The sequence below is a fragment of the Streptomyces xanthii genome, assembly GCF_014621695.1.
Lineage (GTDB): Bacteria > Actinomycetota > Actinomycetes > Streptomycetales > Streptomycetaceae > Streptomyces > Streptomyces xanthii.
On sequence record NZ_CP061281.1, the window covers coordinates 1,068,051 to 1,089,574 of the forward strand.

The following is a 21,524-nucleotide window of genomic DNA, read 5'->3' on the forward strand; positions in this document are numbered from 1 at the left end:
GGGGGTGCGGAGCCGTGGTGGCGACGGGTGCGGGTCAGCCCTTGACGGCGCCGGTGAGGACGCCCTTGGTGAAGAACCGCTGGAGGAAGGGGTAGACGAGGAGGATCGGCACGACGGCGATGACGAGGACGGCCATCTGCACGGCCTGCTGCGGGGCGATGGCCTCGCCGGCGGCCGCGGTGTCGAGGTTCTGGCCCTGGAGGATGAAGGTGCGCAGCACCATGGGCAGCGGCCATTTGTCGTTGTCGCCGAGGTAGAGCAGCGCGTTGAAGTACGCGTTCCAGTACGCGACGGCGTAGAAGAGTCCGACGACGGCGATGACCGCCTTGGACAGGGGCAGGACGACCCGGATCAGGGTGCGGAAGTCGCCGGCGCCGTCGACCTTCGCGGCGTCGTAGAGCTCTTCGGGCAGGTTCATGAAGAAGGCCCGCATCACGACGAGGTTGAACGCGCTGACCATGGTGGGGAGCACGAGCGCCGCGAAGGTGTTGTAGAGGCCGAGCTCCTTGACCAGCAGGAAGTTGGGGATGACGCCCGCGTTGAACAGCATGGTGAACAGGGCGGTCATGAGGATGAAGCGGCCGCCGACGATGCCGCGCCGCGACAGTCCGTACGCCATGCCGATGGTGGCGAGGAGGCTGCAGACGGTGCCGGTGAGGGTGACGCCGATGCTCACGAGCAGGGCGCGGGTCACGCGGCCGCCGGTGAACGCGGTGCGGTAGGCGTCGAGGCTCGGGTGGTCCGGCCACAGGACCAGACCGTTGGAACGGACGATGTCGCTCTGCGAGGCGAAGCTCGTGCCGATCACGCCGAGCAGCGGGTACGCGACGAGGGCGACGACCAGCACGAGGGCGAGGCCCTTGAGGAAGAGGCCGAGCCGGGTGGGCCGCTCCATCCACGGGGGCCGGATGCCTGAGGGGCGCAGTTCCCCGCTGCCGGCCGTGGTGTGCGCCGGGCGCGGGCGGCGCCGCGACTTCACTGCGGACGTGTCAACGGTCAGCACCGCGGTACACCCCTTCGTGGCCGAGCCGGTGGGCGAACTTGTTGGCGCCGATGACGAGCACCGTGCCGATCACGGCCTTGACGAGGCCGACGGCGGCCGAGGTGCCCCACTGGTTGTCCTTGATGCCGTGGAAGTAGACGTACGTGTCGAGGACTTCACCGGCGCCCGGTCCCACGGCGTCGCGCTGGAGCAGGATCTGCTCGAAGCCGACGGTGAGGATGTTGCCGAGGTTGAGGATGAGCAGCAGGACCAGGACCGGGGACAGGCCGGGCAGGGTGACGTGCCAGAAGCGGCTCCACCGGCCGGCGCCGTCCATGGCCGCCGCCTCGTACAGGCCGCGGTCGATGGACAGGAGCGCGGCGAGGATGATGATGGTGCCCCAGCCGGCGTCCTTCCACATGACCTGGAGGGCGAGCAGCCAGGGGAAGGCGTTCGGGTCGGTCGTCATGTCGTAGCGCGGCAGGCCGAGCGATTCCAGCAGGTCGGGGACGACGCCCGCGCCGCCCAGGATCTGCTGGAAGATCGAGACGATGATGACCCAGCCGATGAAGTGCGGCAGGTAGACGACGCTCTGCACGAAGCGGCGCAGCTTGTCGCTGACGATGCTGTTGAGCAGCAGGGCGAGGCCGATCGGCACGGGGAAGAACAGGACCAGCTGGACGAGCGCGATCTTCAGCGTGTTGCCGGTGGCCGACCAGAAGTCCGGGTCGGCGAAGGCCGTCGTGAAGTTGGTGAAGCCGGTCCAGGCGCTGTGCATGTAGCCCAGATAGGGCTGGTAGTCCTGGAACGCCACCATGTAGCCGAGCAGCGGCACGTAGTGGAAGACCACGAAGTACAGGAACCCCGGCAGGCACAGCAGCAGCATCACCTTGTCGCGCTTGAGGCGCTGCCACAGGGACTTACGAGGTGCGGGGGCTGTACGTGGTGCACGAGGTGTGCGGGGTGCGGCCACGGGTGGCGCGGGAGCAGTCATGAGGCGGTCCTGTTCGGCCGGGTGGCGCAGGAACTGCGTTTCTGCGGCGGCAAGTTAGTAAGCGGTTAACCCCCTCGTCAATAGATCGGAGCAATCCGCTCGCCGGTTCCTCCTACCTCCGGCCCACCCTGGAGCCCCTCAAAGCCCGCCATTTACCGCATGAATCGGACAGTCCGCCGCCACTGACGGCCCCGGTGACCTTGACGGTCACGCCGCGACCTCCTTAGCGTTCCGTCCCGTCATAGAACACGTTTACTGTCCGGAGGCAGGGTGCGTACCACTGACGAGGTGCCGGTCACGGCCGGTGCCGCCGACGCCACACCGCCCCCGCGGCGGCCCCGTACGGTTCTCGCGATGGACGCGTCCGTCGTCGACGACGTCTTCCCGCCCGCGGTGCGGGCCCGGCTGGAGGAGACCGCGGACATCCGGCCGCCTGGCGCGGTCCGGGAGTTCACCGGTCCCGAGGCGCGGGCCGCGCTGGCCGAGTGCGAGGTGCTGCTCACCGGGTGGGGCTGCCCGCCCATCGACACGCAGGTGCTCGACCGGGCACCCCGGCTGCGCGCGGTGATCCACGCGGCCGGCACCGTGAAGACGTTCCTGAGCCGCGACGCCTACGTCCGCGGCATCGCCGTGTCCTCGGCCGCCGCGGCCAACGCGGTGCCCGTCGCGGAGTTCACGCTCGCCGCGATCATCCTCGGCGCCAAGCGCGCCTTCCCCCTCTCCCAGCTCTTCCGCACCCGGCGCACCCACCGCACCGAAGCCGATCTGCACCGCCACGCCTGGCTCGGCACGCACGGCATCACCGTCGGCGTGGTCGGCGCGTCGCACACCGGCCGCCGCGTCGTGCAACTGCTGCGCTCCCTCGACGCCGAGGTGCTCCTGTACGACCCGTACGTCGGCGACGCCGAGGCCGAGCTGCTCGGCGCGACCCGCACCGACCTGGACACCCTCGTCGCGACCAGCGACGTGGTGACCCTGCACGCGCCCGCCACCGCCGAGACCCGGCATCTGCTGGACGCCCGGCGCCTCGGCCTGCTGCGCCCGGGTGCGCTGCTCGTGAACACCGCGCGCGGCCCGCTCGTCGACACCGAGGCGCTGGTCCCGCACCTGGTCGACGGCCGGATCGACGCCGTCCTCGACGTCACCGACCCCGAGCCGCTGCCGCCCGGACACCCGCTCTGGGACCTGCCCAACGTCTTCATCACCCCGCACATGGCGGGCGCCCAGGGCAACGAGGTGGCCCGGCTCGGTGCCCTCGCCGTGGACGAGCTGGCCCGCTACGCGCGCGGTGTGCCGCTGAACCATCCCGTTCTTCTGGAGGACCTGGAGCACATCGCGTGAACGGGACGGGGCCGCACGTCATAGGCTCGGGACCGGCCGGACGGGCACAGGGCGACCGGCCGGAGCGGGTGAACCACGCGGACGGGCACGAGCGGCAGGGGGTGGGGCGGATGTCCCGGCAGGGAACCACAGCGGGCGGCGCCGGCGGAGGCGCGCAGCGCCGCGCCACCGTCGTGGACGTGGCCAGGCTCGCGGGCGTCTCCACGGCGACCGTCTCCCGCGTGATGAACCGCAACTATCCGGTGGCGGCCGCGACCCGCGAACGCGTCGAGTCCGCCATGCGCGAGCTCGGCTACGTGGTCAACGCCCACGCCCGCGCCCTGGCCGGCGCCTCCAACCGCACCGTCGGCATCATCGTCAGCGAACTCGTCGACCCGTTCTACGCGTACATCGCGCGCGGCGTCGAGCGCGAGGCCAGCGAGGGCGGCCGGCTCTGCCTGATCTGCTGCCACCAGGGCGATCCGCAGCGCGAGCTCGCCTTCATCGAGCTGATGCACGAGCGGCGCGCGGACGCGGTGGTGCTGGTCGGCGGCAGTGTCGACGACCGCGCCTACAAGGCCGAACTGGCCCGGCGCGCCCGGGAGCTGGACGCGGGCGGCTCCAAGCTGGTGCTGTGCGGGCGGCCCTCGCTCGGTGACGACGTGCCGACCGTCGGCGTCGAGTACGACAACGAGGGCGGCGCCTTCGCCCTCACCGACCACCTGATCACCCAGGGGCACGAGCGGATCCTCTACCTCGGCGGTCCGCCCGGCCTGTCGACGGCCCACGACCGGCTCGTCGGGCACCGGCGCGCCCTGGAGCTGCGCGGTCTGCCCCGCGACCCGCAGCTCGAACACCCCGGACCCTTCAGCCGCACCTTCGGCTATCGCAGGATGGTCGAACTGCTGCGGGACGGCCCCGCGTTCACCGCCGTGTTCGGCGCCAACGACAACGTCGCGGCGGGCGCGGCACAGGCCCTGGAGGAGGCCGGCGTGCGCGTCCCGCAGGACATCTCGCTGGTCGGCTACGACGACGTGCCCGTCGCCCAGGAACTGCGGCCGCGCCTCACCACGGTCCGGATCCCGCTGGAGGAGATGGGCCGGCAGGCGGTGCGGGTGGCCATAGGCGGTGACGACGAGGACGACTGGCGGGCCCCGACGACCGGCACGCTGCGCCTCGGCACGCACATCGTGGTGCGGGACTCGGTGGCCCGCGCGCCGCGCCGGGGCTGAGCGGCACCCCGAACTCCGGCAGGCATGCTTTATCCTGCTCGGATTCGGGCCGGTCCGCGTAGTAACGAACAGAAACTCGGCGGACCCTCTTGCGGCTGGATAGCAAACGCTTACATGCTGACGCGCAGCCCCACCGCACGTCCCGCTCCTCGCACCGACTTCGCCCCTTCTCACGGGAGTCCCTGGATGCGCCCTGCCCACAAGCCTGTCGCGGTCCCGCACATGCCCGTCTCCCCCGCCAACGCCTCCTCCGCCTCCCACGCCTCCGTATCGCCGCTCGGCTTCGGCCGTCGTTCGATACTCGCCGCGCTGGCCGGGGGCGGCGCGGCCCTCGCGCTCGGCGCCGGCAGCGCGAGCGCCGCGGCCCCGGCCGAAAGCGCGGCCGGCTCCACGGTCGGTCCCGCGATCGCCGGGGCCGGCACGGAGCGCTGGAACCGGAGCGGCGACACCCTGCTCCTCAAGGCCTTCCCCGACGCCGAGACGGAACGGATGCGGCTCGCCCGGTCGCTGCGCGCCAGTGAGTTCGTCCCCACCGGGCGCCACGCCGCGGCCGGTGAGACCGTCACCGTCCACGTGCGGTCCGCCGAAGGCACGCTGCCCGTGCTGCACATCGGCACCTTCGACGACTACAACACGGTCCCCGCGCTCAAGGCGCCCCGCGCCTATCCGCTGCGGCCGGGCCCGAACCGGATCAGCGACCCGCACGGCGGCCCCGTCTACCTCAGCTGCGCCGGGCACGGTCAGCGCGCCGCCGTCACCTTCGTCTCCGGCACCACGCGCATGGCCGTCTTCACCCTCGGCCGCACTTCTGAAGCCGAATTCCAGCGGCAGCTCGACGCCGTTACCGTGCCATGGGTGGAACTCGTCACCGACCGCGCGATCCTGACACTCACCCGTGAAGGCGCACTGCTGTACCGGGACCAGGACCACGCCGCGCTGATGTCGCTGTTCGACACCGTCATCGACTCGCACGACCGGATCAGCGGCCTCGACAGCGGCCGCCCGCTGGACCGCCCCAAGGCCGGCCGCTACCACTTCACCGAGGTCAGCGTCGTCCCCAAGGGAGTCACCGCCTACGCCTGGCACGGCCACAACGGCTTCCCGCGCGCGTACCTGGACCGCCTGTGCAGCGTCACCAACCTCACCACGCGCGGCTGGGGCCTCTACCACGAGCTGGGCCACCTCAACCAGCAGGCCGCGTACCAGGCGGGCACCCTCACCGAGGTCACCGTCAACGTCTACTCGCTCGCCGCGCAGCGCACCCTCGGCCGCCCCTCCAACCTCCTCACGGTCGACCCGAAGACCGGACTCGACTGGTTCCAGTCCGCCCGCGCCAAGCTCGGCACGCCCGGCCTCTCCTACGTCGACGATCTCGGCCCCTACGAGAAGCTCGTCCCGCTGCGGCAGCTGGAGCTCGCCTTCGGCGACGACTTCTGGCCCCGGCTGCACCGGCTGGTCCGCACCGAGCACCAGCACGACGCGCCGGTCGAGGACTACGACCACCCGCCGGAGGTCGAGGCCCGCCAGTACCGCGCCCTCGCCACCTACGCCTCCCACACCGCGGGCCGCGACCTCACCGACTTCCTCGCCGGCACCTGGGCGATGCCCGTCGACGCGCGGGGCCGCGCCGAGATCGCCGCCCTGCGCCTGCCCCGGCCCGACACGGACCCGAGCACGCTGACCGACTGACGTCACCGCGTGCCGCACCCGCCCCAGCACCGTACGGATCACCTCAAGGAGACGACACCTCATGCGCACCCCCGCATCCCCGTCCCGCCGTACCGTCCTCGCCTCCGTCGCCGCCGGCGGCGCCGCACTCGCCGTCGGCGGCCCGGCCGCGGGCCTCGCCCGGGCCGCCGACGGACCCACCGTGGAGCTCGTCGCCCGCCCGTCCGCCGAGGCCGAGCGGCTCCGGCTCGCCCAGGCGCTGCGCGGCTCCGAGTTCCAGACGACCGGCCGCTATCTGCCCGCGGCCACCGCGCTCCGCCTCGACGTGCTCCCGTACGACGAGGTCGTGCCCACGCTGTGGGTCGGGCAGTGGGACTACTACGGCACCGTCACCGAGCCGCGCCGCTATCCGCTCAAGCCGGGCTCGAACACCGTGACCGACCCGCACGGCGGCCCCGTCTACTTCACCCTCGAAGGGCGGGGCGAGCGCGCCGCCGTCAAGCTCAAGGACGGCTCCGTGCCGATGCCCGTCTTCACCCTGGGCGGCACCGAAGAGGCCGACTACCAGCGCCAGTTGGACACCTGTACGGACGTGCCGGTCGTCGAGCTGCACGGGCCGCGCTCCATCGTGACCCTCACCCGGGACGGCGCCCTGCTGTACCGGGGCGAGGACCACGCGGCGCTGCTGCGCCTCCTCGAGCAGATCATCGACGCCGAGGCGGCCGTCAGCGGTCTCGACAGCTCCAGGCCGGTGCACCGGCCCAAGGCCGGCGCCTACCACTTCACCGAGGTCTCCAAGGTGCCGTCCGGCGTCGGCGCCTACGCGACCCACGGCTACAACGGCTTCCCCCGCGTCTACCTCGACCGGGCCACCACCGTGCAGGGCCTCCTCACCCGCGGCTGGGGGCTGTACCACGAACTCGGGCACCTCCACCAGCAGATGGCGTACAAGCCGACCGGCCTCACCGAGGTCACCGTCAACATCTACTCGCTGGCCGTGCAGCGCGCCCTCGGCCAGCGCTCGAACCTGCTGACCGTCGACCCGAAGACGGGGCTCACCTACTTCCAGTCGGCCCAGGCCAAGTTCGGCACCGACGGGCTCACGTACGAGAAGTCCTTCACCTCCTACGAGAAGCTCGTGCCGCTGCGACAGCTGGAGCTCGCGTTCGGCGACGACTTCTGGCCGCGGCTGCACAAGCTGGTCCGCGAGGAGAACCCGCAGTCGGACTACACCGAGACGGCCAAGCGGTACCGCGCACTCGCCACCTACGCGAGCCGGGTCGCCGAGCGCGACCTGACCGACTTCTTCCTCACCACCTGGGCCTTCCCCATCGACGCCCAGGGCCGCGCCGAACTGGCCGCCCTGAACCTGCCGAAGCCGTCGGTCGACCCGGCGACGCTGACCGACTGACCCGGAGGACGACGACCGACCATGGAACTGAGCAGACGCCAGACCCTCGCGCTCGCCGGAGCGGGCGCGGCCGGGGCCCTCGTCCCGTTCGCGACCGGCTCCGCCACCGCCGCGACGTCCGCCGACGATCCGTACGAGCCGCTGCTCGCCCGGGCCGCGCGCCAGCTGACCGGCGGCGCCTTCGACCCGGCCGACCCGGACTTCGAGGCCGCCCTGACCACCTTGGACACCCAGGCCGGGGGCTGGTGGCGCGGCATCGACACGTCGGCGGGCCGCAAGGCGCTGTGGACCGACCTGTCCCCCGCCTCCGACCCCGGCATGTTCGGCCAGAGCTACACGCGGCTGCGCACGATCGCGACCGCCTGGGCCACCCCCGGCACCTCGCTCGCCGGGGACGCGGCCGTGCGCGACGGTCTGCTCGACGCGCTGCGTTTCCTCAACACCGTCGGGTACAACCCGGCGCGCGGCGAGTCCGGCAACTGGTGGTTCTGGGAGATCGGCGCGCCCCGCGCGCTCATGGACACGTGCGTGCTGCTGCGCGCGCAGCTCCCGGCCGCTGACCTGGACGCGTACCTGAGGACCGTCGCCAGGTTCGTCCCCGACGCGGACCGGCGCACCAATTCCCCGAGCCTGGCCGAGACCGGCGCCAACCGCGCGGACAAGGCCGTCATCGTCGCCCTGCGCGGCCTGCTCGCCCGCGACCCGGCCGTGCTCGTCAAGGCCCGCGACGCCCTGTCCGATGTCCGGGACAGCGGGAAGAACAGCCTCTTCACGTACGTCACCTCGGGCGACGGCTTCTACCGTGACGGCTCCTTCGTGCAGCACACGTACGTGGCGTACACCGGCACGTACGGCAGTGTGCTGCTCGGCGGCGCCGGCCAGCTGATCGCGCTGCTCGCCGGCTCCGACTGGGCGGTGACCGACCCGTCGGTCGAGGTGCTCCACGAGGCGGTGGACCGGAGCTTCATGCCCGTCCTCTTCGACGGGCTGATGATGGACTCGGTGCGCGGGCGCGCCGTTTCGCGGGACCGGGCCCGGGACCACACGGACGGCGCGGTCACCGTCTCGTACATCCTCCAGCTCGCCGAGGGCGCGCCCGCGTCCTACGCGGACCGCTGGCGGGCGGCGGCCAAGGGCTGGATCCTGCGCAATCGTGAGACGCCGTACACCGGCCTGGTCGGCATCCCCGCGCTGGTCCGCGCCAAGGCGCTCCTCGACGACGCGCAGGTGACGCCGGCCGACCGGCTGACGGGGCACTTCCTGCTGGCCGACATGGACCGGGTCGTGCACCGGCGCCCGGCGTGGGCCTGCGCCCTGTCGCTGTCCTCGAAGCGCATCGCCGCGTACGAGGCGGGCAACGGGGAGAACCTGCACGGCTGGTACACCGGCGACGGCATGACGTACATCTACGACGGCGACGACCTGGACGCCTTCGGCGACTCCTTCTGGCCGACCGTCGACCCGTACCGCCTTCCGGGCACGACCGTCGACACCCGGCCGCGCACCGACCTCGGAACCGTCCCCGGAACCAGCACCTTCCGTCCGAAGAACGCGGTGGCGGGCGGGGCCGTCCTCGACGGACGGTACGGCGCGTCCGCCATGGAACTCGTCGCGGACGGGTCGACGCTGCGGGCCAAGAAGGCGTGGTTCCTCCTGGACAACGCCGTCGTCGCGCTCGGCTCCGGCATCACCGCGAGCGACGGCCGCACGATCGAGACGATCGTGGAGAACAGGAACCTGCACGCCGACGGGCTGCCCGCGCTCACCGTCGACGAACGCCGGCAGCCCACGGAGCAGGGCTGGTCGGCCGAGCTCGACGACGCGGGCTGGGCACACCTGGAGGGCGTCGGCGGCTACGTCTTCCCCACCGGCGGCCCCCTGCGCGCCCTGCGCGAGGAGCGCACCGGCACCTGGCGCTCCATCAACTCCGGTGCGGACACCGGCGGCGACCCCACCCCGGTCACCCGCCGCTACGCCACCCTCTGGTTCGATCACGGTTCCTCCCCCGACTCCGCTTCGTACTCCTACGTCCTGCTGCCCGGTGCGACCGAGGCGGCCACGCTCGCCTGGTCCCGCTCCCGACCCGTGCGGATCCTGGCCAACTCCCCCGAGGTCCAGGCCGTCTCCTCGCCGCGGCTCGGTCTGCTCGCGGCGCACTTCTGGGCGGCGGGATCGATCGACGGCCTCGCCTGCGACGGACCCGGCACCGTCCTGGTGTCGCGGCGCGACGACGGCGTCACCGTCGCGGTCGCCGACCCGGGCCGCACGGCGGCGACCTTGACCGTCCGGCTCCCCTTCCCCGTCGACGAGGTGGTCGCCACCGACGACACCGTGACCGTCACCCCCGGCCGCCGGCCCGTGCTCACCGTCCGCGTGGGCGGCTCACACGGCCACACCCACACCGCCCGGCTGCGCTGACCCCGCGTCCGCGCTCCCGCCCGATCTCCACCGTCCGCACGAACCGCACCGTCCGCGTCCGCCGAAGGAGCCAGCGAACCGCCATGCCCGCCCCGTACTTCTCCCTGCCGCCCACGGACCGTGTCCGCTCCCCGCTGACCGGCTGGACCCGGGCTCACTGGGAGGCCCTGACCGACCGTCAGCTGGACGCCCTGCTGCCGTACGCGACTCCGGGCTTCGCCCAGTACCGGCTGCCGGGGCGGGCCAGCTGGTCAGGCGTCGTCTCGGACGGGCTCGAAGGGTTCGCTCGGACATTTCTGCTGGCCTCCTTCCGGATCGCGGGCGCGGGCGGTCAGGACGAGCCGGGCTCGTCCGTGATCTCCCACCTCATCGAAAGGTACACGGAGGGTCTGACAACGGGCACGGAGCGTGACGGCGCCGAGGCCTGGCCCGAACTCACCGACTGCTCCCAGCAGATGGTGGAGGCCGCGTCGATCGCGATCGGGCTGCACGAGACCCGACCCTGGATCTGGGACCGGCTCGACCCCCGGGTCCAGGAGCGCGTCGTCGACTGGTTCTCCGGCTTCGTCGGCGGCCGCACCTGGGACAACAACTGGCGTCTCTTCCAGGTCGTCTCCGAGCAGTTCCTCGCCTCCGTCGGCGCCCCGTACAGCCAGAGCGACATCGACGGCGGGCTCGACCGCATCGAGGACTGGTACGTCGGCGACGGCTGGTACACCGACGGCGACGGCCGCAACTTCGACTACTACATCGGATGGGCCCTGCACCTGTACCCCCTCCTGTGGGCGCGGATGGCCGGCCCCGAGGCCGACGGCGGGCGCGCCAAGGTCTACAAGGAGCGGCTGGCCGCGTTCCTCGGCACGTATCCGCAGTTCTTCGGCGCCGACGGGGCGCCCGTGCACCAAGGGCGCTCGCTCACCTACCGGTTCGCGGCGACCGCACCGGTGTGGATGGGGGCGCTCACGGACTGCTCACCGCTGGCCCCCGGACTGACCCGGCGCCTGGCCTCGGGGACCGCCCGGCACTTCGTCGAGCGCGGCGTGCCCGACGAGCGCGGCCTGCTGCCGCTCGGCTGGTACGACACCTTCCTGCCCTCCACCCAGGCGTACTCCGGTCCCGCCTCCCCGTACTGGGCCAGCAAGGGATTCCTCGGGCTGCTGCTGCCGGCCGACCACCCCGTGTGGACGGAACGCGAAGTCCCGCTGCCCGTCGAGGAGTCCACGCAGTACACGGCGCTGCCCGCGCCGGGCTGGCTCCTGCACGGCACCCCGCACGACGGCATCGTCCGGCTGATCAACCACGGCAGCGACCACAACCCGTCCGACGGGCCCGCCACGGACGATCCCCACTACGCCAAGCTCGCCTACTCCACCGCCACCGCCCCCGAATCCGCCCCGCACGCCTGGGCGCGCACCGTCGACAACCATCTGGCGCTGCTCGCGCCCGACGGCACACCGTCGCGCCGGCGCCGCATCCACCCGCTCGCCTGCGAGGGCCGGCGCGCCTCGTCCCGTCACGAGGCTCAACTCCCGGGGCACGAGGAAGAGTTCCCGGTCGAGTCGACGAGTGTGCTGCACGGCCCGTGGGAGCTGCGGGTGCACCGGGTGCAGGCCCCCGCCGGGATCACGGTGCGCGAGGGCGGTCACGCCGTCGCCGGCACCGACCGCCCGCACGAGGAACGGGGCCCCGGCTGGGCGCTCACGCGCACCGCCGACGGCCTGACGAGCGCCGTCGTCGCCCTGCACGGGTGGGACGAGGAGACGGGTGTCGCCCACGAGGTGGAGGCCAACGCCTTCGGACCCCGCTCGGCGACCCCGTACCTGCGCGCGCAGGACCACCCGGGCGGGACGAGCGTCCATGTGAGCCTGGTGGCGCTGACCCGTGACGTCGTCCACCCGCGGGCCCTGCGCGCCGCGGTCACCACCTCGGTCGACGGGGACGGCGCAGTGCGCGTCACCTTCCCGGACGGCGAGGTCGTGACCGTGTAGGCGCGGCTCACATGTGGGCCCCGTACCCGGAGGGCGCGGGCGCGTGCGCCAGCAGGTGGCGCACCAGCACGAGCAGCGTCTGGATGCCCGAACTGGAGATGCGCGCGTCGCAGCGCACGACCGGCACCCCGGGGTCGAGGTCGATCGCGGCGCGCACCTCTTCGGGTTCGTAGCGGTACGCGCCGTCGAACTCGTTCACGGCGACGATGAATCCCATGCCGCGTTCCTCGAAGAAGTCGACCGCCGCGAAGCACTCCTCGAGGCGGCGGGTGTCGGCGAGGATGACGGCCCCGAGTGCGCCTTCGGAGAGCTCGTCCCACATGAACCAGAAGCGCTCCTGGCCGGGGGTGCCGAACAGGTACAGGACGTGCTCCGGGTCCAGGGTGATGCGCCCGAAGTCCATCGCGACCGTGGTCTCGACCTTGTTCTCGATGCCGTCCAGGTTGTCGGTGGCGGCGCTGACGGTGGTGAGCAGCTCTTCCGTACTGAGCGGTGCGATCTCGCTCACCGCGCCGACGAAGGTGGTCTTGCCGACGCCGAACCCGCCCGCGACCAGGATCTTGAGCGCGGTGGGGAACAGGTCAGAGCTGTCGTCGTAGTCCATCGAGCACTGCCTCCAGTAGGGACCGGTCAGTGGGGTTTTCGTGGAACATGGGGGGCTTGGTGGTGATCGCCCCGCAGTCGACGAGGTCGGAGAGCAGGACCTTGGTGACGGCTGCGGGGAGTCGGAGGTGGCCGGCGACCTCGGCCACGGAGGTGGGCTCCACGCACAGGTCGAGCACCTCGCTGTGCTCGGGGCCCAGGTAGCCCACCGGGGTCGTGCCGGTGGCCATGACGAGGGAGAGCAGGTCCATCGCCGTGGTGGGCCGGGTGCGTCCGTTGCTCACCGTGTACGGGCGCACGAGCCGGCCGGCCGCACCGTCGAGCCACGGCCCGTCCTGCGGGGCCGCCACCCTCAATTCCTCATCGCCGTGGGTTCGGCCGAGGGCTGCCGGGGCGCGGTCACCAGGTAGGGGCGCACGCTCTTGACGAGCATGGCCATCTCGTAGCCGAGGACGGCCGCGTCGGCCTCGCGTCCGGCGAGGACGGCGAGACAGGTGCCGGATCCCGCGGTGGACACGAACAGCAGGGTGGAGTCGAGCTCCACCACGACCTGCCGCACGTCGCCGCCGTCGCCGAACCTGATCCCCGCGCTGCGGCCGAGGGAGTACAGGCCCGAGGCGAGGGCCGCCATGTGGTCGGCACTGTCGGCGTCGAGTCCGTGGACGGACTTGACGAGACCGTCGGAGGAGAGGAGCACGGCGCTCGTCGTGTGGGGAACGCGCTGGACGAGGCCGCTCATCAGCCAGTCGAGATCGGACACATGACCCGTCGGCACATCGCTCGCCATGGGGGATCGACTCCTTGGTGGACTGCTCGGTGTGGTGCTGGTCGGGGGAAGCGCGGGGGCGGGGCGGGGCCCGCCGGGTATCGCTCGCGGGGCCGGGGCGGTGCGCGCGTGTCTCACTCGCCGTGACCGCCCTCGGGGCCGGGGGACGGCGGTCGCGGCTCGCGCGACAGGTCGCGCGGCTCGGCGCCCTCGGCGAGGGTGATGCCGCGCTGGAACGCCGCCATCAGGCCGGGGTCGTGGCCGACGGGCTCGTCGTCCTGGCGCGGGGCGGGGGCGCCGCGCAGTTGCGGAGCCAGGTGCTCCTGAGCTCTGCGGCGGGGCAGTTGGGGGCGGCCCATGGTGCCGCGCACCTGGCCGCCGAGCGGGACGGGCGGGACCCGCGGGCCGGCCGGGTGCTCCCCGGTGCCCTGCCGGTCCTCGGGCCGGATGCCGGGAAGCGCGTCGGCCGGGGTGGCGCGCCGGTCGCCCGAGGTGCGCTGCGGGAGCGGCACGTGGCCCGGGCCGTGGGACGGTGACGCGGTGCGGGGCTGACGGGGGACGGCGGCGACGGCACCGTGCGGGGCGACGGGGGTGGCCGGGGTCCCGGGTGCGGACGGGGTGTTGGGGCCCTCCGGGGTGCGCGGGGTGTGTGGTGCGTTCGGGTTCGGCGGGGTGACCGAGGTGTACGGCGTCCCGGCGTGGTGCGGGCCCTCCAGTGTGCTCGGCGTGCCGGAGTGGTCCGGCGTGCCGGGCACCGGTGACGTACCGGGGGCAGCCTGCGTATCGGTGTGGTGCGAGGTGCCGGAGGGGTGCGCGGGGGCGGGGCGGGCCGAAGTGTCGGGTGCCACCGGTGAGTTCGCCGGGGCCAGTGCGGCCGGGGCGGGGTGCGCTCCGGGTCCGAGGCCGGGGTGGGCGACGGCGCTCTGCTCGTGCGCGGCCGCGGCCTGCGGGCCGAGGACGCTGTCGGCGGTGGCGGCGGCCGCGGCCCGGCGCACGTGCGGGCTCCTGCGGGCGTCGTCGCCGTCGGCGCCGAGCAGTGCCTGGGGCAGGACGAGGACGGCCTGGACTCCCCCGTAGATGTTGGTCTGCAGCCGTACGGTGATGCCGTGCCGCCGGGCGAGCTGCGACACCACGAAGAGGCCGATCCGGCCGTCCTGGAGCAGCGTCGCCACGTTGACCTGGTCGGGGTCGGCGAGCAGGCCGTTCATCTTGTGCTGCTCGGTGGCCGGCATGCCGAGGCCGCGGTCCTCGACCTCGACGGCGAGGCCGGAGGCGACCATGTTGGCGCGGAGCAGGACCTGGGTGTGCGGTGCGGAGAACACCGTGGCGTTCTCGACGAGTTCGGCGAGCAGGTGGATGCAGTCGGCGACGGCGTGGCCGTGCAGGGTGCCGTCGACCGGCGGGACGAGCTTGACCCGGGAGTACTGCTCGACCTCGGCGATGGCGGAGCGCATGACCTCGGTCATGGAGACGGGGTGGCTCCACTGACGGCGGGAGACGGCGCCGCCGAGCACCGCGAGGTTCTCCGCGTGGCGGCGCATCCGGGTGGCGAGGTGGTCCACCTGGAAGAGGCCGGCCAGCAGTTCGGGGTCCTCGACCTCGTTCTCCAGCTCGTCGAGGACGGTGATCTCGCGGTGCACGAGGGACTGCAGGCGCCGGGCGAGGTTCACGAAGACCTCGACCTTCTGCCGGCTGCCGGCCTGGCTGGACAGCTGGGTGGCCTGAACGACCGCGGAGACGGCGGTGTCGTGGGCGCGCGCGAGGTCGGCGGCGAGGTGGTCGAAGTCGTCGGCGTCGGACGCGGCGGCGGCCGGGGCGCGGCGGGCCGGCGGGGCCTCGCCCTTGCGCAACTGCTCGACGAGGCCGCGCAGTTCCGCCTGGCCCCGGGCGCTGGTGCGGCGCAGGGCGACGAGGCGGTCGCGGACGGCTGCGGCCGCGCGGCCCGCGGCGACGGCGGCGATGACGATGCCGGCGACGGTGACCACGAAGGCGCCGGTGAGCACGGCCCACAGCTCGGGGCCGGGCCGGGTGCCGGTGGAGCGGATCGCGAAGAGCACGGTGGCCGTGCAGGCGAGGGCGACCGCGAGGGGCGGCAGGACGGCGATGCGCAGCAGTTGGGGCCGTATGTGGGTCTCGGCCGGGTGCGACGTGGCCCGGCCGGTCGGCCTGCCGTGCCGACCGCCTTCGCGACGGTCCGCGCGGGCGGCCGGCTGGCGCAGCTGAGACATACGGCGTCCTCGTCCTCGGTGCTCGTGGGGTGGGTGGGGCGGCGCGGCGGCGACGAGCGGGGCGACCGGGCGTCGCGCAGCGGACACTCACGGTAGTTGTGAACGCATCATGTGCGGTGGGCAGTTGCCGAACTCCGGCGGTGGACGTCCCGCTCTGGTATGAGGCCTCGCACGGCAGTCCGAATATGACTTCGGACAGGCGTTCGCCCAGCTCCCCGGGGGTCGGCCGGGGGCGGTGGATTGTCAGTGGGCGCGCCTACTGTCGGAAGGCAGACGACGCGAAGCGCCCCGCCGTGCGGTGCACGGAGCGGGGCGCGGGTGGTGCGGTGTCGCGGTGGGGCCGCTGTGGGTCGAGGTGCGGTCAGTCGGGGGTGGGGGCGTGATGGTGCAGGCGGAGCCAGGTGTCGAGGTGTTCGTACGCGCTCCGGCGCACGCCGGGCAGGGAGAGGAAGACGTCGTGCCGGGCGTCGGTGACGGGGACGTCGGCGGTGTCGCCGCCGAGGCCGGCCGCCGTCCAGCGGGCGATCTGCCGGACGTCGAGGACGGTGTCGGCCCGGTCGCTGCGCTCGCTGTAGCGCAGCGAGTAGTGCGTCTTGTCGGAGCGCAGCACGAGGGACGGGACGCCGACGTCGATGCCCTGGTGCAGGGCGGCGTGCCCGCGGCGCACGGCGTTGAGCCAGCCGATGGTGACGGGGAATCCGTCGAGCGGCTTGAGGTCGACGTCGTACTCCCATTCGCCGGTGCCGCTGGTGTGCAGGGTGCGGCCGTAGACCCCGCCCGGGAGGTTGAGCGCCTGGAAGGGGCGCACGCGCGCGAGGGCGCGCAGGGCCCAGGTGACGGGTCCCCGCATGAACGGCTTGCCCTGGAGGTCGAACCAGGGGCTGTTGAGCACCAGGCCGCTCACCGCGGTCGGGCGTCCGGCGCGGCGGCGCCGGTCCAGGTAGAGCGGTGCGACGAGGCCGCCCGTGGAGTGGGCGGCGAGCACGACGGGCAGGTCCGGGTGCTCCTCGGCGATCAGTTCGAGGGCCTCGTCGAGTTCGGCGTCGTAGAGGGCGAGGTCGGACACGTAGTGCGCGGTCTGGCCCGGGCGCCGGGCTCGGCCGCACTTGCGCAGGTCCAGGCCGTAGAAGGCGAGTCCGCGCGCGGCGAAGAAGTCGGCGAGCTCGGTCTGGAAGAAGTAGTCGGAGAAGCCGTGCACGTACAGGACGGCGCCGGTGACCGGCTCGTCGGGGCGGACGCTGCGGCGGACGAGGACGGCGCGGGCGTCGCCCTCGCCGTCCGGGTCGGGGCCCAGGTCGATGACGCGCTGCGCGTAGTCCTCGCCGAGGAGGTCGGGCTGCCAGTCGGCGGCGCCGTCCGCGGCCGGATTTGGTGCCGTGACGGGCTTGAGGCTGCGGGCGAGGTCGGTGCGGAGGGTGGTGAGCGCGTCGAGCACGTAGTTCTGCCGCATCCGCCACGGGCTGCGGTCGCCCTGGTGCGGGAAGGAGCCGGCGGCGCGCTGGATGTAGCCGGAGGCCAGGTCGAGGAGCGGGCGCGGGGTGAGCGCGTGGTCGGGGCGGGGCGCGACGGCGGGGTGGCCCTCGCGGTCCATCCAGGTCAGCACCTTGCAGACCAGGCGGTGGGTGAGGTCGGCGCGCAGGGTCCAGGAGGCGTTCGTGTAGCCGACGCAGACGGCGAAGTTGGGGATGCCGCTGATCATGGCGCCCTGCCAGATGAAGCGCTCGGAGAGATCGGCCTCCTTGCCGTCGACGCGCGGCCGGATGCCGCCGAAGGGCAGCAGTCGCAGGCCCGTGGCGGTGACCACGATGTCGGCGGGGAGCACCTCGCCGGAGCGCAGCCGGACGCCCTCGGGCACGAAGCGGTCGATGTGGTCGGTGACCACGCGCGCGGTGCCGGCGCGTACGGCCTTGAAGAGGTCGCCGTCCGGGACGGCGCACAGCCGCTGGTCCCAGGGGTCGTACGCCGGGGTGAAGTGCTCGGCGACGAGTCCGGCGTCGCCGACGCCCTTGGTGGCGAGCCGGCCGAGGATCTTGCGGGCGGAGCCGGGGCGACGCCGGCAGTACTGGTAGAAGGCGGTGCTGAAGGCGATGTTCTTGGCGCGCACGGCTCGGTGGGCCAGGCCTTCGGGCAGCACGGAGCGGGCGCGGTCGGCGAGCTTGTCGCGCTGCGGCACGGAGCCGATCCAGGTGGGGCTGCGCTGGAGCATGGTGACGTGGGCGGCGGCCTTGCCGCTCCGGCCGTCCTGCCGTCCGGTGGTGTCTTCGAGCAGGGAGGGCACGAGGGTGACGGCGGTGGCCCCGGAGCCCACGACGACGACCCGCTTGCCGCCGTGGTCGAGGTCCTCGGGCCAGAACTGGGGGTGCACGATCTCCCCGCGGAAGTCCCCGGCGCCCTCGAACACGGGCGCGTGCGGGTGCTCGTAGTCGTAGTAGCCACCGCAGGAGTAGAGGAAGTCGCAGCTCAGGGTCGTGCGGGTGCCGTCGCGGGGGTCCTCGACGGTGAGCGTCCAGCGGCTGGTCCTGGTGCTGAAGTCGGCGCCGACGACCTTGCTGGAGTAGCGGATGCGCCGGTCGATGCCGAACGCTTCGGCCGTCTCCCTGATGTAGCTCAGGATCGAGGCGCCGTCCGCGAGCGACTTCCCCTCGCGCCAGGGCCGGAAGGGGTAGCCGAGGGTGTACATGTCGGAGTCGGAGCGGACTCCGGGATAGCGGAACAGGTCCCAGGTGCCGCCGAGGTCCTCACGCGCCTCGAGCACGGTGTACGTGGCGCCGGGGCGGGCCGTCTGGATGCGATGGGCCGCGCCCACGCCGGACAGGCCCGCGCCCACGATCACGACGTTCACGTGCTCGGTCGGGGCGGCGGGCGTGCCCTGCTGCGCGGCGTCCGTGCCCTGGGCCGGGGAGAGCGGTGTGAGGGACATGGCACTCAGTGTCCGATGCGGGGCCCTCCTTTTCTTGCCCGAGCGCGACATAGATTTGCCCGAGGGCGACACGGCCCGTCGGGGAACAGGGGGCTCGGGGTGTACATCAGGTCCGCCGCGCTGCGCGGTTTCCGGTCGACGGTGGGTGAGCTGGGCGGTGACGGGGCCCGGTTCGCACGGGCCGCCGGGCTCGAGGTGTCGGCCCTGGACAGCGATGACGAGCTGATCCCGGAGCAGGCGGTGGCGACCGCGCTGGAGGTCGCGGCGCACGAGCTGCGCTGCCCCGATCTGGGGCTGCGGATGGCGACGCGGCAGGACATCACGATGCTGGGTTCGCTCGCGGTGGCGCTGCAGCACTCGCCGACGCTCGGCGACGCCCTGGAGTGCACGTCCCGCTACCTCTTCGTGCACAGCCGGTCCCTGACGCTGACGCTCGGGGACGACCCGGCCGGGGAGCCCGGCACGGGCGCGCTGCTGTACGGTCCGGCGACGTCGGCGGGGCCCGTGCAGGGCACGGACTGCGGGCTCGGCTTCGTGCACCGCACGATCGGTTTCCTGTGCGGCGGGCCGTACGGGCTCCGCGGCGTGGAGCTGCCGTACCGCCCGGCCGCGCCGCTCTCCGCGCACGAGGCCTTCTTCGGCGCGCCCGTGCACATCGGCCGGGTCCAGGGGTACGCCGCCCTGCGCCTGCCGCGCACGCTCCTGCACCGCCCGACCGGCCGGGTCAACGCGAACCTGCGCCGGCTCGCGCTCGCCTACCTCGACGAGCAGGCCCAGGGGGTCACGGACACGGTGACGGCACGGGTGCGGGCGGCGATCCAGGAGTCCCTGGCCACGGGCTCGGCCTCGACCCGCACGGTGGCCTCCCTCCTCGCCCTGCACCCGCGCACACTCCAGCGGCACCTGGAAGCGGAGGGCACCACCTTCGGCGCGCTCCTCGACGACGTCCGCCGCCACACGGCCCGCCGCCTCCTCCTGACCACGGCCCTCCCCATCGGCCAGATAGCCGCCCTCCTCGGCTTCGCCGAACAGTCGGCCCTGTCCCGAGCCGCCCGCCGCTGGTGGAACGCGTCACCGCGGCGGGTGCGGGCCGAAGGGGCGAGTGCGGGCGAGTGACCCGCTCATGGGGCTTCGCCCTGTGGAGATCGGCGACAACCGCCCCTTTCAGCGGCCGTGGCAAAGCGCAGAGAGGTACAGGTGGCGCCGACTCTGCCGATTGCGCGGGTCGACGGCGGAGCGGCCCGGAGACGGTAGCTGCCCGCGTCAGCCCTCCGGGCGGAGGCGGGCGCGGGCGTCTTCGAGTCGCTGGGCGTAGTCGGGTGCGAACAGTGCGGGGAGGGTCTTGTCCAGCGTGCCGGCGATCCGGTGGACGGGTGCCCAGACCGCCGGGTCGTCGACCACCCGGCTGAGATCGGTCATCTGGAGCTTCTCCAGCCAGTGCGACAGCACCAGCGCCTCGTCGGCCGTGAGCCTGATCGTCACGCGGTCGTCCGTCATGCGTGTCCCCGGCTTCCCCGCGACGCGATCCGCTCCGCGCACGGCGCCCCCTCGCACCCGGCTCCACGCACGGCGCCCCCTCGCAACCCGCTGCCCGCTGCCCGCTGCGCGCACGGCGGCCCGCTCGCGCCCCGCATGCCCGCCGGGCCTTCCGCTCGCGACGGGCCTCGCCTCAGTGCCCCGCCACCGCCACCTCCGGGTCGTCCGTGCCCGCCTTCGGAGCCGGCTCCGGGACCGGCCAGCCGCCGCGCGGGATCGCCGCGACCGAGCGCCACCACTGCTCCATCGGCAGGGTCTCCGCCGCGGGCTCGAAGGGCTCGCCGGGGCGCGGGAGCGCGATGCGGGCCGCGGCGCGGCGGGCCGCCGTGACCGTGCCCTCGCCGGGCTCGGTCCAGGCGTGGGGGGCCAGGTTGAACGTCGCCCAGTGGATCGGGAGCATCGGCCCGGAGACCGGCCCGCCCTGGAGGTCGAGGTGGGCACGCAGGCCCTCCTCGGGGGTCATGTGGATGTCCGGCCACCACTCGGAGTACGCACCGATCTGGATCATCGTCACGTCGAACGGGCCGTGCTCGGCGCCGATGTCCTGGAAGCCGCGGAAGTACCCGGTGTCGCCGCTGTGGTAGACGCGGTGGTCGGGGCCCGCGGCGACCCAGGAAGCCCACAGGGTGTGCTGCGCGTTGCGCAGGCCGCGGCCGCAGAAGTGGCGGGCGGGCGTCGCGGTGAGGGTGACGCCCGCGACCTTCGTGGACTCGTGCCAGTCCAGCTCGCGCAGCCGGTCGGCCGGCACACCCCAGTGCTCCAGGTGTGCGCCGACGCCGAGCGGCACGGCGAAGACGGTGTCCGTGTCGGCCAGCGCCTTGATGGTGGGCATGTCCAGGTGGTCGTAGTGGTCGTGCGAGATCACCACCACGTCGACGGGGCCGAGCGCGGCGAGCGGCAGCGGCACGGGGTGCAGCCGCTTGGGCCCGGCGAAGGGGAACGGGGAGCAGCGCTCGCCCCAGACGGGGTCGAACAGCACCCGCACCCCGTCGATCTCGGCGAGCACGCTGGAGTGCCCCATCCAGGTGATCCGCAGCCCGGTGGCGGGCGGCTTGGACAGGTCGGCGAGGGTCGTGGCGTGCACCGGGACGGTGCCGGAGGGGGCGCGGCGCAGGCGCTCCTCCTTGCGGAAGTAGACCTTCGCGAACTCGACCATGGAGCCCTCGGGGCGGGTGCGGGCGCCCTCCGGGTTGCGGAACGAGCCGTCCGAGAAGTTCGGCGACCTGCGGATGCGGTCGAGTCGCGCCCCGGCGGGCTCGGCACCGAAGGATGCGGGCTGCAGCGAACGCAGTCCGGAACTCAGCGAACGTGACACGGCGCCTCCCGACGATCGATCAGGCTCCCATTATGTGCGGCCCCACCGACAACGCGCCGGGCCCCTTGTGTCCGCAGTCCCCGTACCCCCTCCGGCCCCACCCGCGCGAACTGATCCATCATTCAGTATCCCGTCCATTGACA

16 protein-coding genes are annotated in these 21,524 nt (G+C 73.1%); 7 read left to right on the forward strand and 9 right to left on the reverse strand.

Translation table 11 applies throughout. The features are described 5' to 3' along the window. Window positions 1-34 precede the first annotated feature (34 nt). A complete protein-coding gene (locus IAG42_RS05150) occupies window positions 35-895 on the reverse strand; it encodes a carbohydrate ABC transporter permease (protein ID WP_188341194.1) in 861 nt (286 codons plus the stop codon). Window positions 896-989: 94 nt separating this feature from the next. Continuing rightward, window positions 990-1,976: an ABC transporter permease gene (locus IAG42_RS05155; RefSeq protein ID WP_384623466.1), complete on the reverse strand. Its 987-nt coding sequence runs from the start codon at window positions 1,974-1,976 to the stop codon at window positions 990-992. A gap of 270 nt (window positions 1,977-2,246) precedes the next feature. Between IAG42_RS05155 and IAG42_RS05160 the strand changes: the two genes are divergently transcribed. The 6 genes from IAG42_RS05160 (at window position 2,247) to IAG42_RS05185 (ending at window position 12,013) form a co-directional block, all read left to right on the forward strand. After that, the gene (locus tag IAG42_RS05160; protein WP_223205868.1) at window positions 2,247-3,317 is read left to right on the forward strand and encodes a hydroxyacid dehydrogenase; all 1,071 of its coding nucleotides are present in this window, start codon (window positions 2,247-2,249) and stop codon (window positions 3,315-3,317) included. Window positions 3,318-3,427: 110 nt separating this feature from the next. Further along, window positions 3,428-4,528, forward strand: coding sequence for a LacI family DNA-binding transcriptional regulator (locus tag IAG42_RS05165; RefSeq protein WP_188341197.1), 1,101 nt, complete (start codon window positions 3,428-3,430; stop codon window positions 4,526-4,528). A 186-nt stretch (window positions 4,529-4,714) separates the two neighbouring features. Continuing rightward, on the forward strand, window positions 4,715-6,217 hold the full coding sequence (locus IAG42_RS05170; RefSeq protein ID WP_223205869.1) for a M60 family metallopeptidase: 1,503 nt from the start codon (window positions 4,715-4,717) through the stop codon (window positions 6,215-6,217). Between the two features lie 61 nt (window positions 6,218-6,278). Next, window positions 6,279-7,607, forward strand: coding sequence for a M60 family metallopeptidase (locus IAG42_RS05175; protein ID WP_188335826.1), 1,329 nt, complete (start codon window positions 6,279-6,281; stop codon window positions 7,605-7,607). A 21-nt stretch (window positions 7,608-7,628) separates the two neighbouring features. Continuing rightward, window positions 7,629-10,025 carry a polysaccharide lyase 8 family protein gene (locus tag IAG42_RS05180; protein WP_188335827.1) on the forward strand — a complete coding sequence of 799 codons (2,397 nt, stop codon included), beginning with the start codon at window positions 7,629-7,631 and terminating at the stop codon, window positions 10,023-10,025. A gap of 83 nt (window positions 10,026-10,108) precedes the next feature. Beyond that, on the forward strand, window positions 10,109-12,013 hold the full coding sequence (locus IAG42_RS05185) for a DUF2264 domain-containing protein (RefSeq protein WP_188335828.1): 1,905 nt from the start codon (window positions 10,109-10,111) through the stop codon (window positions 12,011-12,013). 7 nt (window positions 12,014-12,020) lie between these two features. Here the strand turns inward: IAG42_RS05185 and IAG42_RS05190 are convergent, their stop codons facing one another. The 5 genes from IAG42_RS05190 to IAG42_RS05210 form a co-directional block, all read right to left on the reverse strand. Continuing rightward, on the reverse strand, window positions 12,021-12,617 hold the full coding sequence (locus tag IAG42_RS05190; RefSeq protein ID WP_188335829.1) for a GTP-binding protein: 597 nt from the start codon (window positions 12,615-12,617) through the stop codon (window positions 12,021-12,023). Next, the gene (locus IAG42_RS05195) at window positions 12,595-12,966 is read right to left on the reverse strand and encodes a DUF742 domain-containing protein (protein ID WP_188335830.1); all 372 of its coding nucleotides are present in this window, start codon (window positions 12,964-12,966) and stop codon (window positions 12,595-12,597) included. Before IAG42_RS05195 ends, IAG42_RS05190 begins: the two co-directional genes overlap by 23 nt. A gap of 2 nt (window positions 12,967-12,968) precedes the next feature. Then, window positions 12,969-13,403: a roadblock/LC7 domain-containing protein gene (locus IAG42_RS05200; RefSeq protein ID WP_161300185.1), complete on the reverse strand. Its 435-nt coding sequence runs from the start codon at window positions 13,401-13,403 to the stop codon at window positions 12,969-12,971. A gap of 113 nt (window positions 13,404-13,516) precedes the next feature. Continuing rightward, window positions 13,517-15,610 carry a sensor histidine kinase gene (locus IAG42_RS05205; protein ID WP_188335831.1) on the reverse strand — a complete coding sequence of 698 codons (2,094 nt, stop codon included), beginning with the start codon at window positions 15,608-15,610 and terminating at the stop codon, window positions 13,517-13,519. 361 nt (window positions 15,611-15,971) lie between these two features. Continuing rightward, window positions 15,972-18,530, reverse strand: coding sequence for an alpha/beta fold hydrolase (locus IAG42_RS05210; protein ID WP_188335832.1), 2,559 nt, complete (start codon window positions 18,528-18,530; stop codon window positions 15,972-15,974). 99 nt (window positions 18,531-18,629) lie between these two features. Between IAG42_RS05210 and IAG42_RS05215 the strand changes: the two genes are divergently transcribed. Continuing rightward, window positions 18,630-19,646, forward strand: coding sequence for an AraC family transcriptional regulator (locus IAG42_RS05215; RefSeq protein ID WP_223205870.1), 1,017 nt, complete (start codon window positions 18,630-18,632; stop codon window positions 19,644-19,646). Window positions 19,647-19,793: 147 nt separating this feature from the next. On the opposite strand, the gene IAG42_RS05220 is transcribed toward IAG42_RS05215, so the two are convergent. Together IAG42_RS05220 and IAG42_RS05225 are read right to left on the reverse strand one after the other, a co-directional pair. Next, a complete protein-coding gene (locus tag IAG42_RS05220) occupies window positions 19,794-20,027 on the reverse strand; it encodes a hypothetical protein (RefSeq protein WP_188335834.1) in 234 nt (77 codons plus the stop codon). Between the two features lie 172 nt (window positions 20,028-20,199). Then, window positions 20,200-21,381, reverse strand: coding sequence for an MBL fold metallo-hydrolase (locus IAG42_RS05225; protein ID WP_188335835.1), 1,182 nt, complete (start codon window positions 21,379-21,381; stop codon window positions 20,200-20,202). Between the last annotated feature and the right edge of the window lie 143 nt (window positions 21,382-21,524).

What these genes read in the sequence shown, in the direction of transcription:
- IAG42_RS05150 (WP_188341194.1), bottom strand. Translation starts at nt 895, where the DNA reads ATGGAGCGGCCCACCCGGCTCGGCCTCTTCCTCAAGGGCCTCGCCCTC.
- IAG42_RS05155 (WP_384623466.1), bottom strand. Translation starts at nt 1,976, where the DNA reads ATGACTGCTCCCGCGCCACCCGTGGCCGCACCCCGCACACCTCGTGCA.
- IAG42_RS05165 (WP_188341197.1), top strand. Translation starts at nt 3,428, where the DNA reads ATGTCCCGGCAGGGAACCACAGCGGGCGGCGCCGGCGGAGGCGCGCAG.
- IAG42_RS05170 (WP_223205869.1), top strand. Translation starts at nt 4,715, where the DNA reads ATGCGCCCTGCCCACAAGCCTGTCGCGGTCCCGCACATGCCCGTCTCC.
- IAG42_RS05175 (WP_188335826.1), top strand. Translation starts at nt 6,279, where the DNA reads ATGCGCACCCCCGCATCCCCGTCCCGCCGTACCGTCCTCGCCTCCGTC.
- IAG42_RS05180 (WP_188335827.1), top strand. Translation starts at nt 7,629, where the DNA reads ATGGAACTGAGCAGACGCCAGACCCTCGCGCTCGCCGGAGCGGGCGCG.
- IAG42_RS05185 (WP_188335828.1), top strand. Translation starts at nt 10,109, where the DNA reads ATGCCCGCCCCGTACTTCTCCCTGCCGCCCACGGACCGTGTCCGCTCC.
- IAG42_RS05190 (WP_188335829.1), bottom strand. Translation starts at nt 12,617, where the DNA reads ATGGACTACGACGACAGCTCTGACCTGTTCCCCACCGCGCTCAAGATC.
- IAG42_RS05200 (WP_161300185.1), bottom strand. Translation starts at nt 13,403, where the DNA reads ATGGCGAGCGATGTGCCGACGGGTCATGTGTCCGATCTCGACTGGCTG.
- IAG42_RS05205 (WP_188335831.1), bottom strand. Translation starts at nt 15,610, where the DNA reads ATGTCTCAGCTGCGCCAGCCGGCCGCCCGCGCGGACCGTCGCGAAGGC.
- IAG42_RS05210 (WP_188335832.1), bottom strand. Translation starts at nt 18,530, where the DNA reads ATGTCCCTCACACCGCTCTCCCCGGCCCAGGGCACGGACGCCGCGCAG.
- IAG42_RS05220 (WP_188335834.1), bottom strand. Translation starts at nt 20,027, where the DNA reads ATGACGGACGACCGCGTGACGATCAGGCTCACGGCCGACGAGGCGCTG.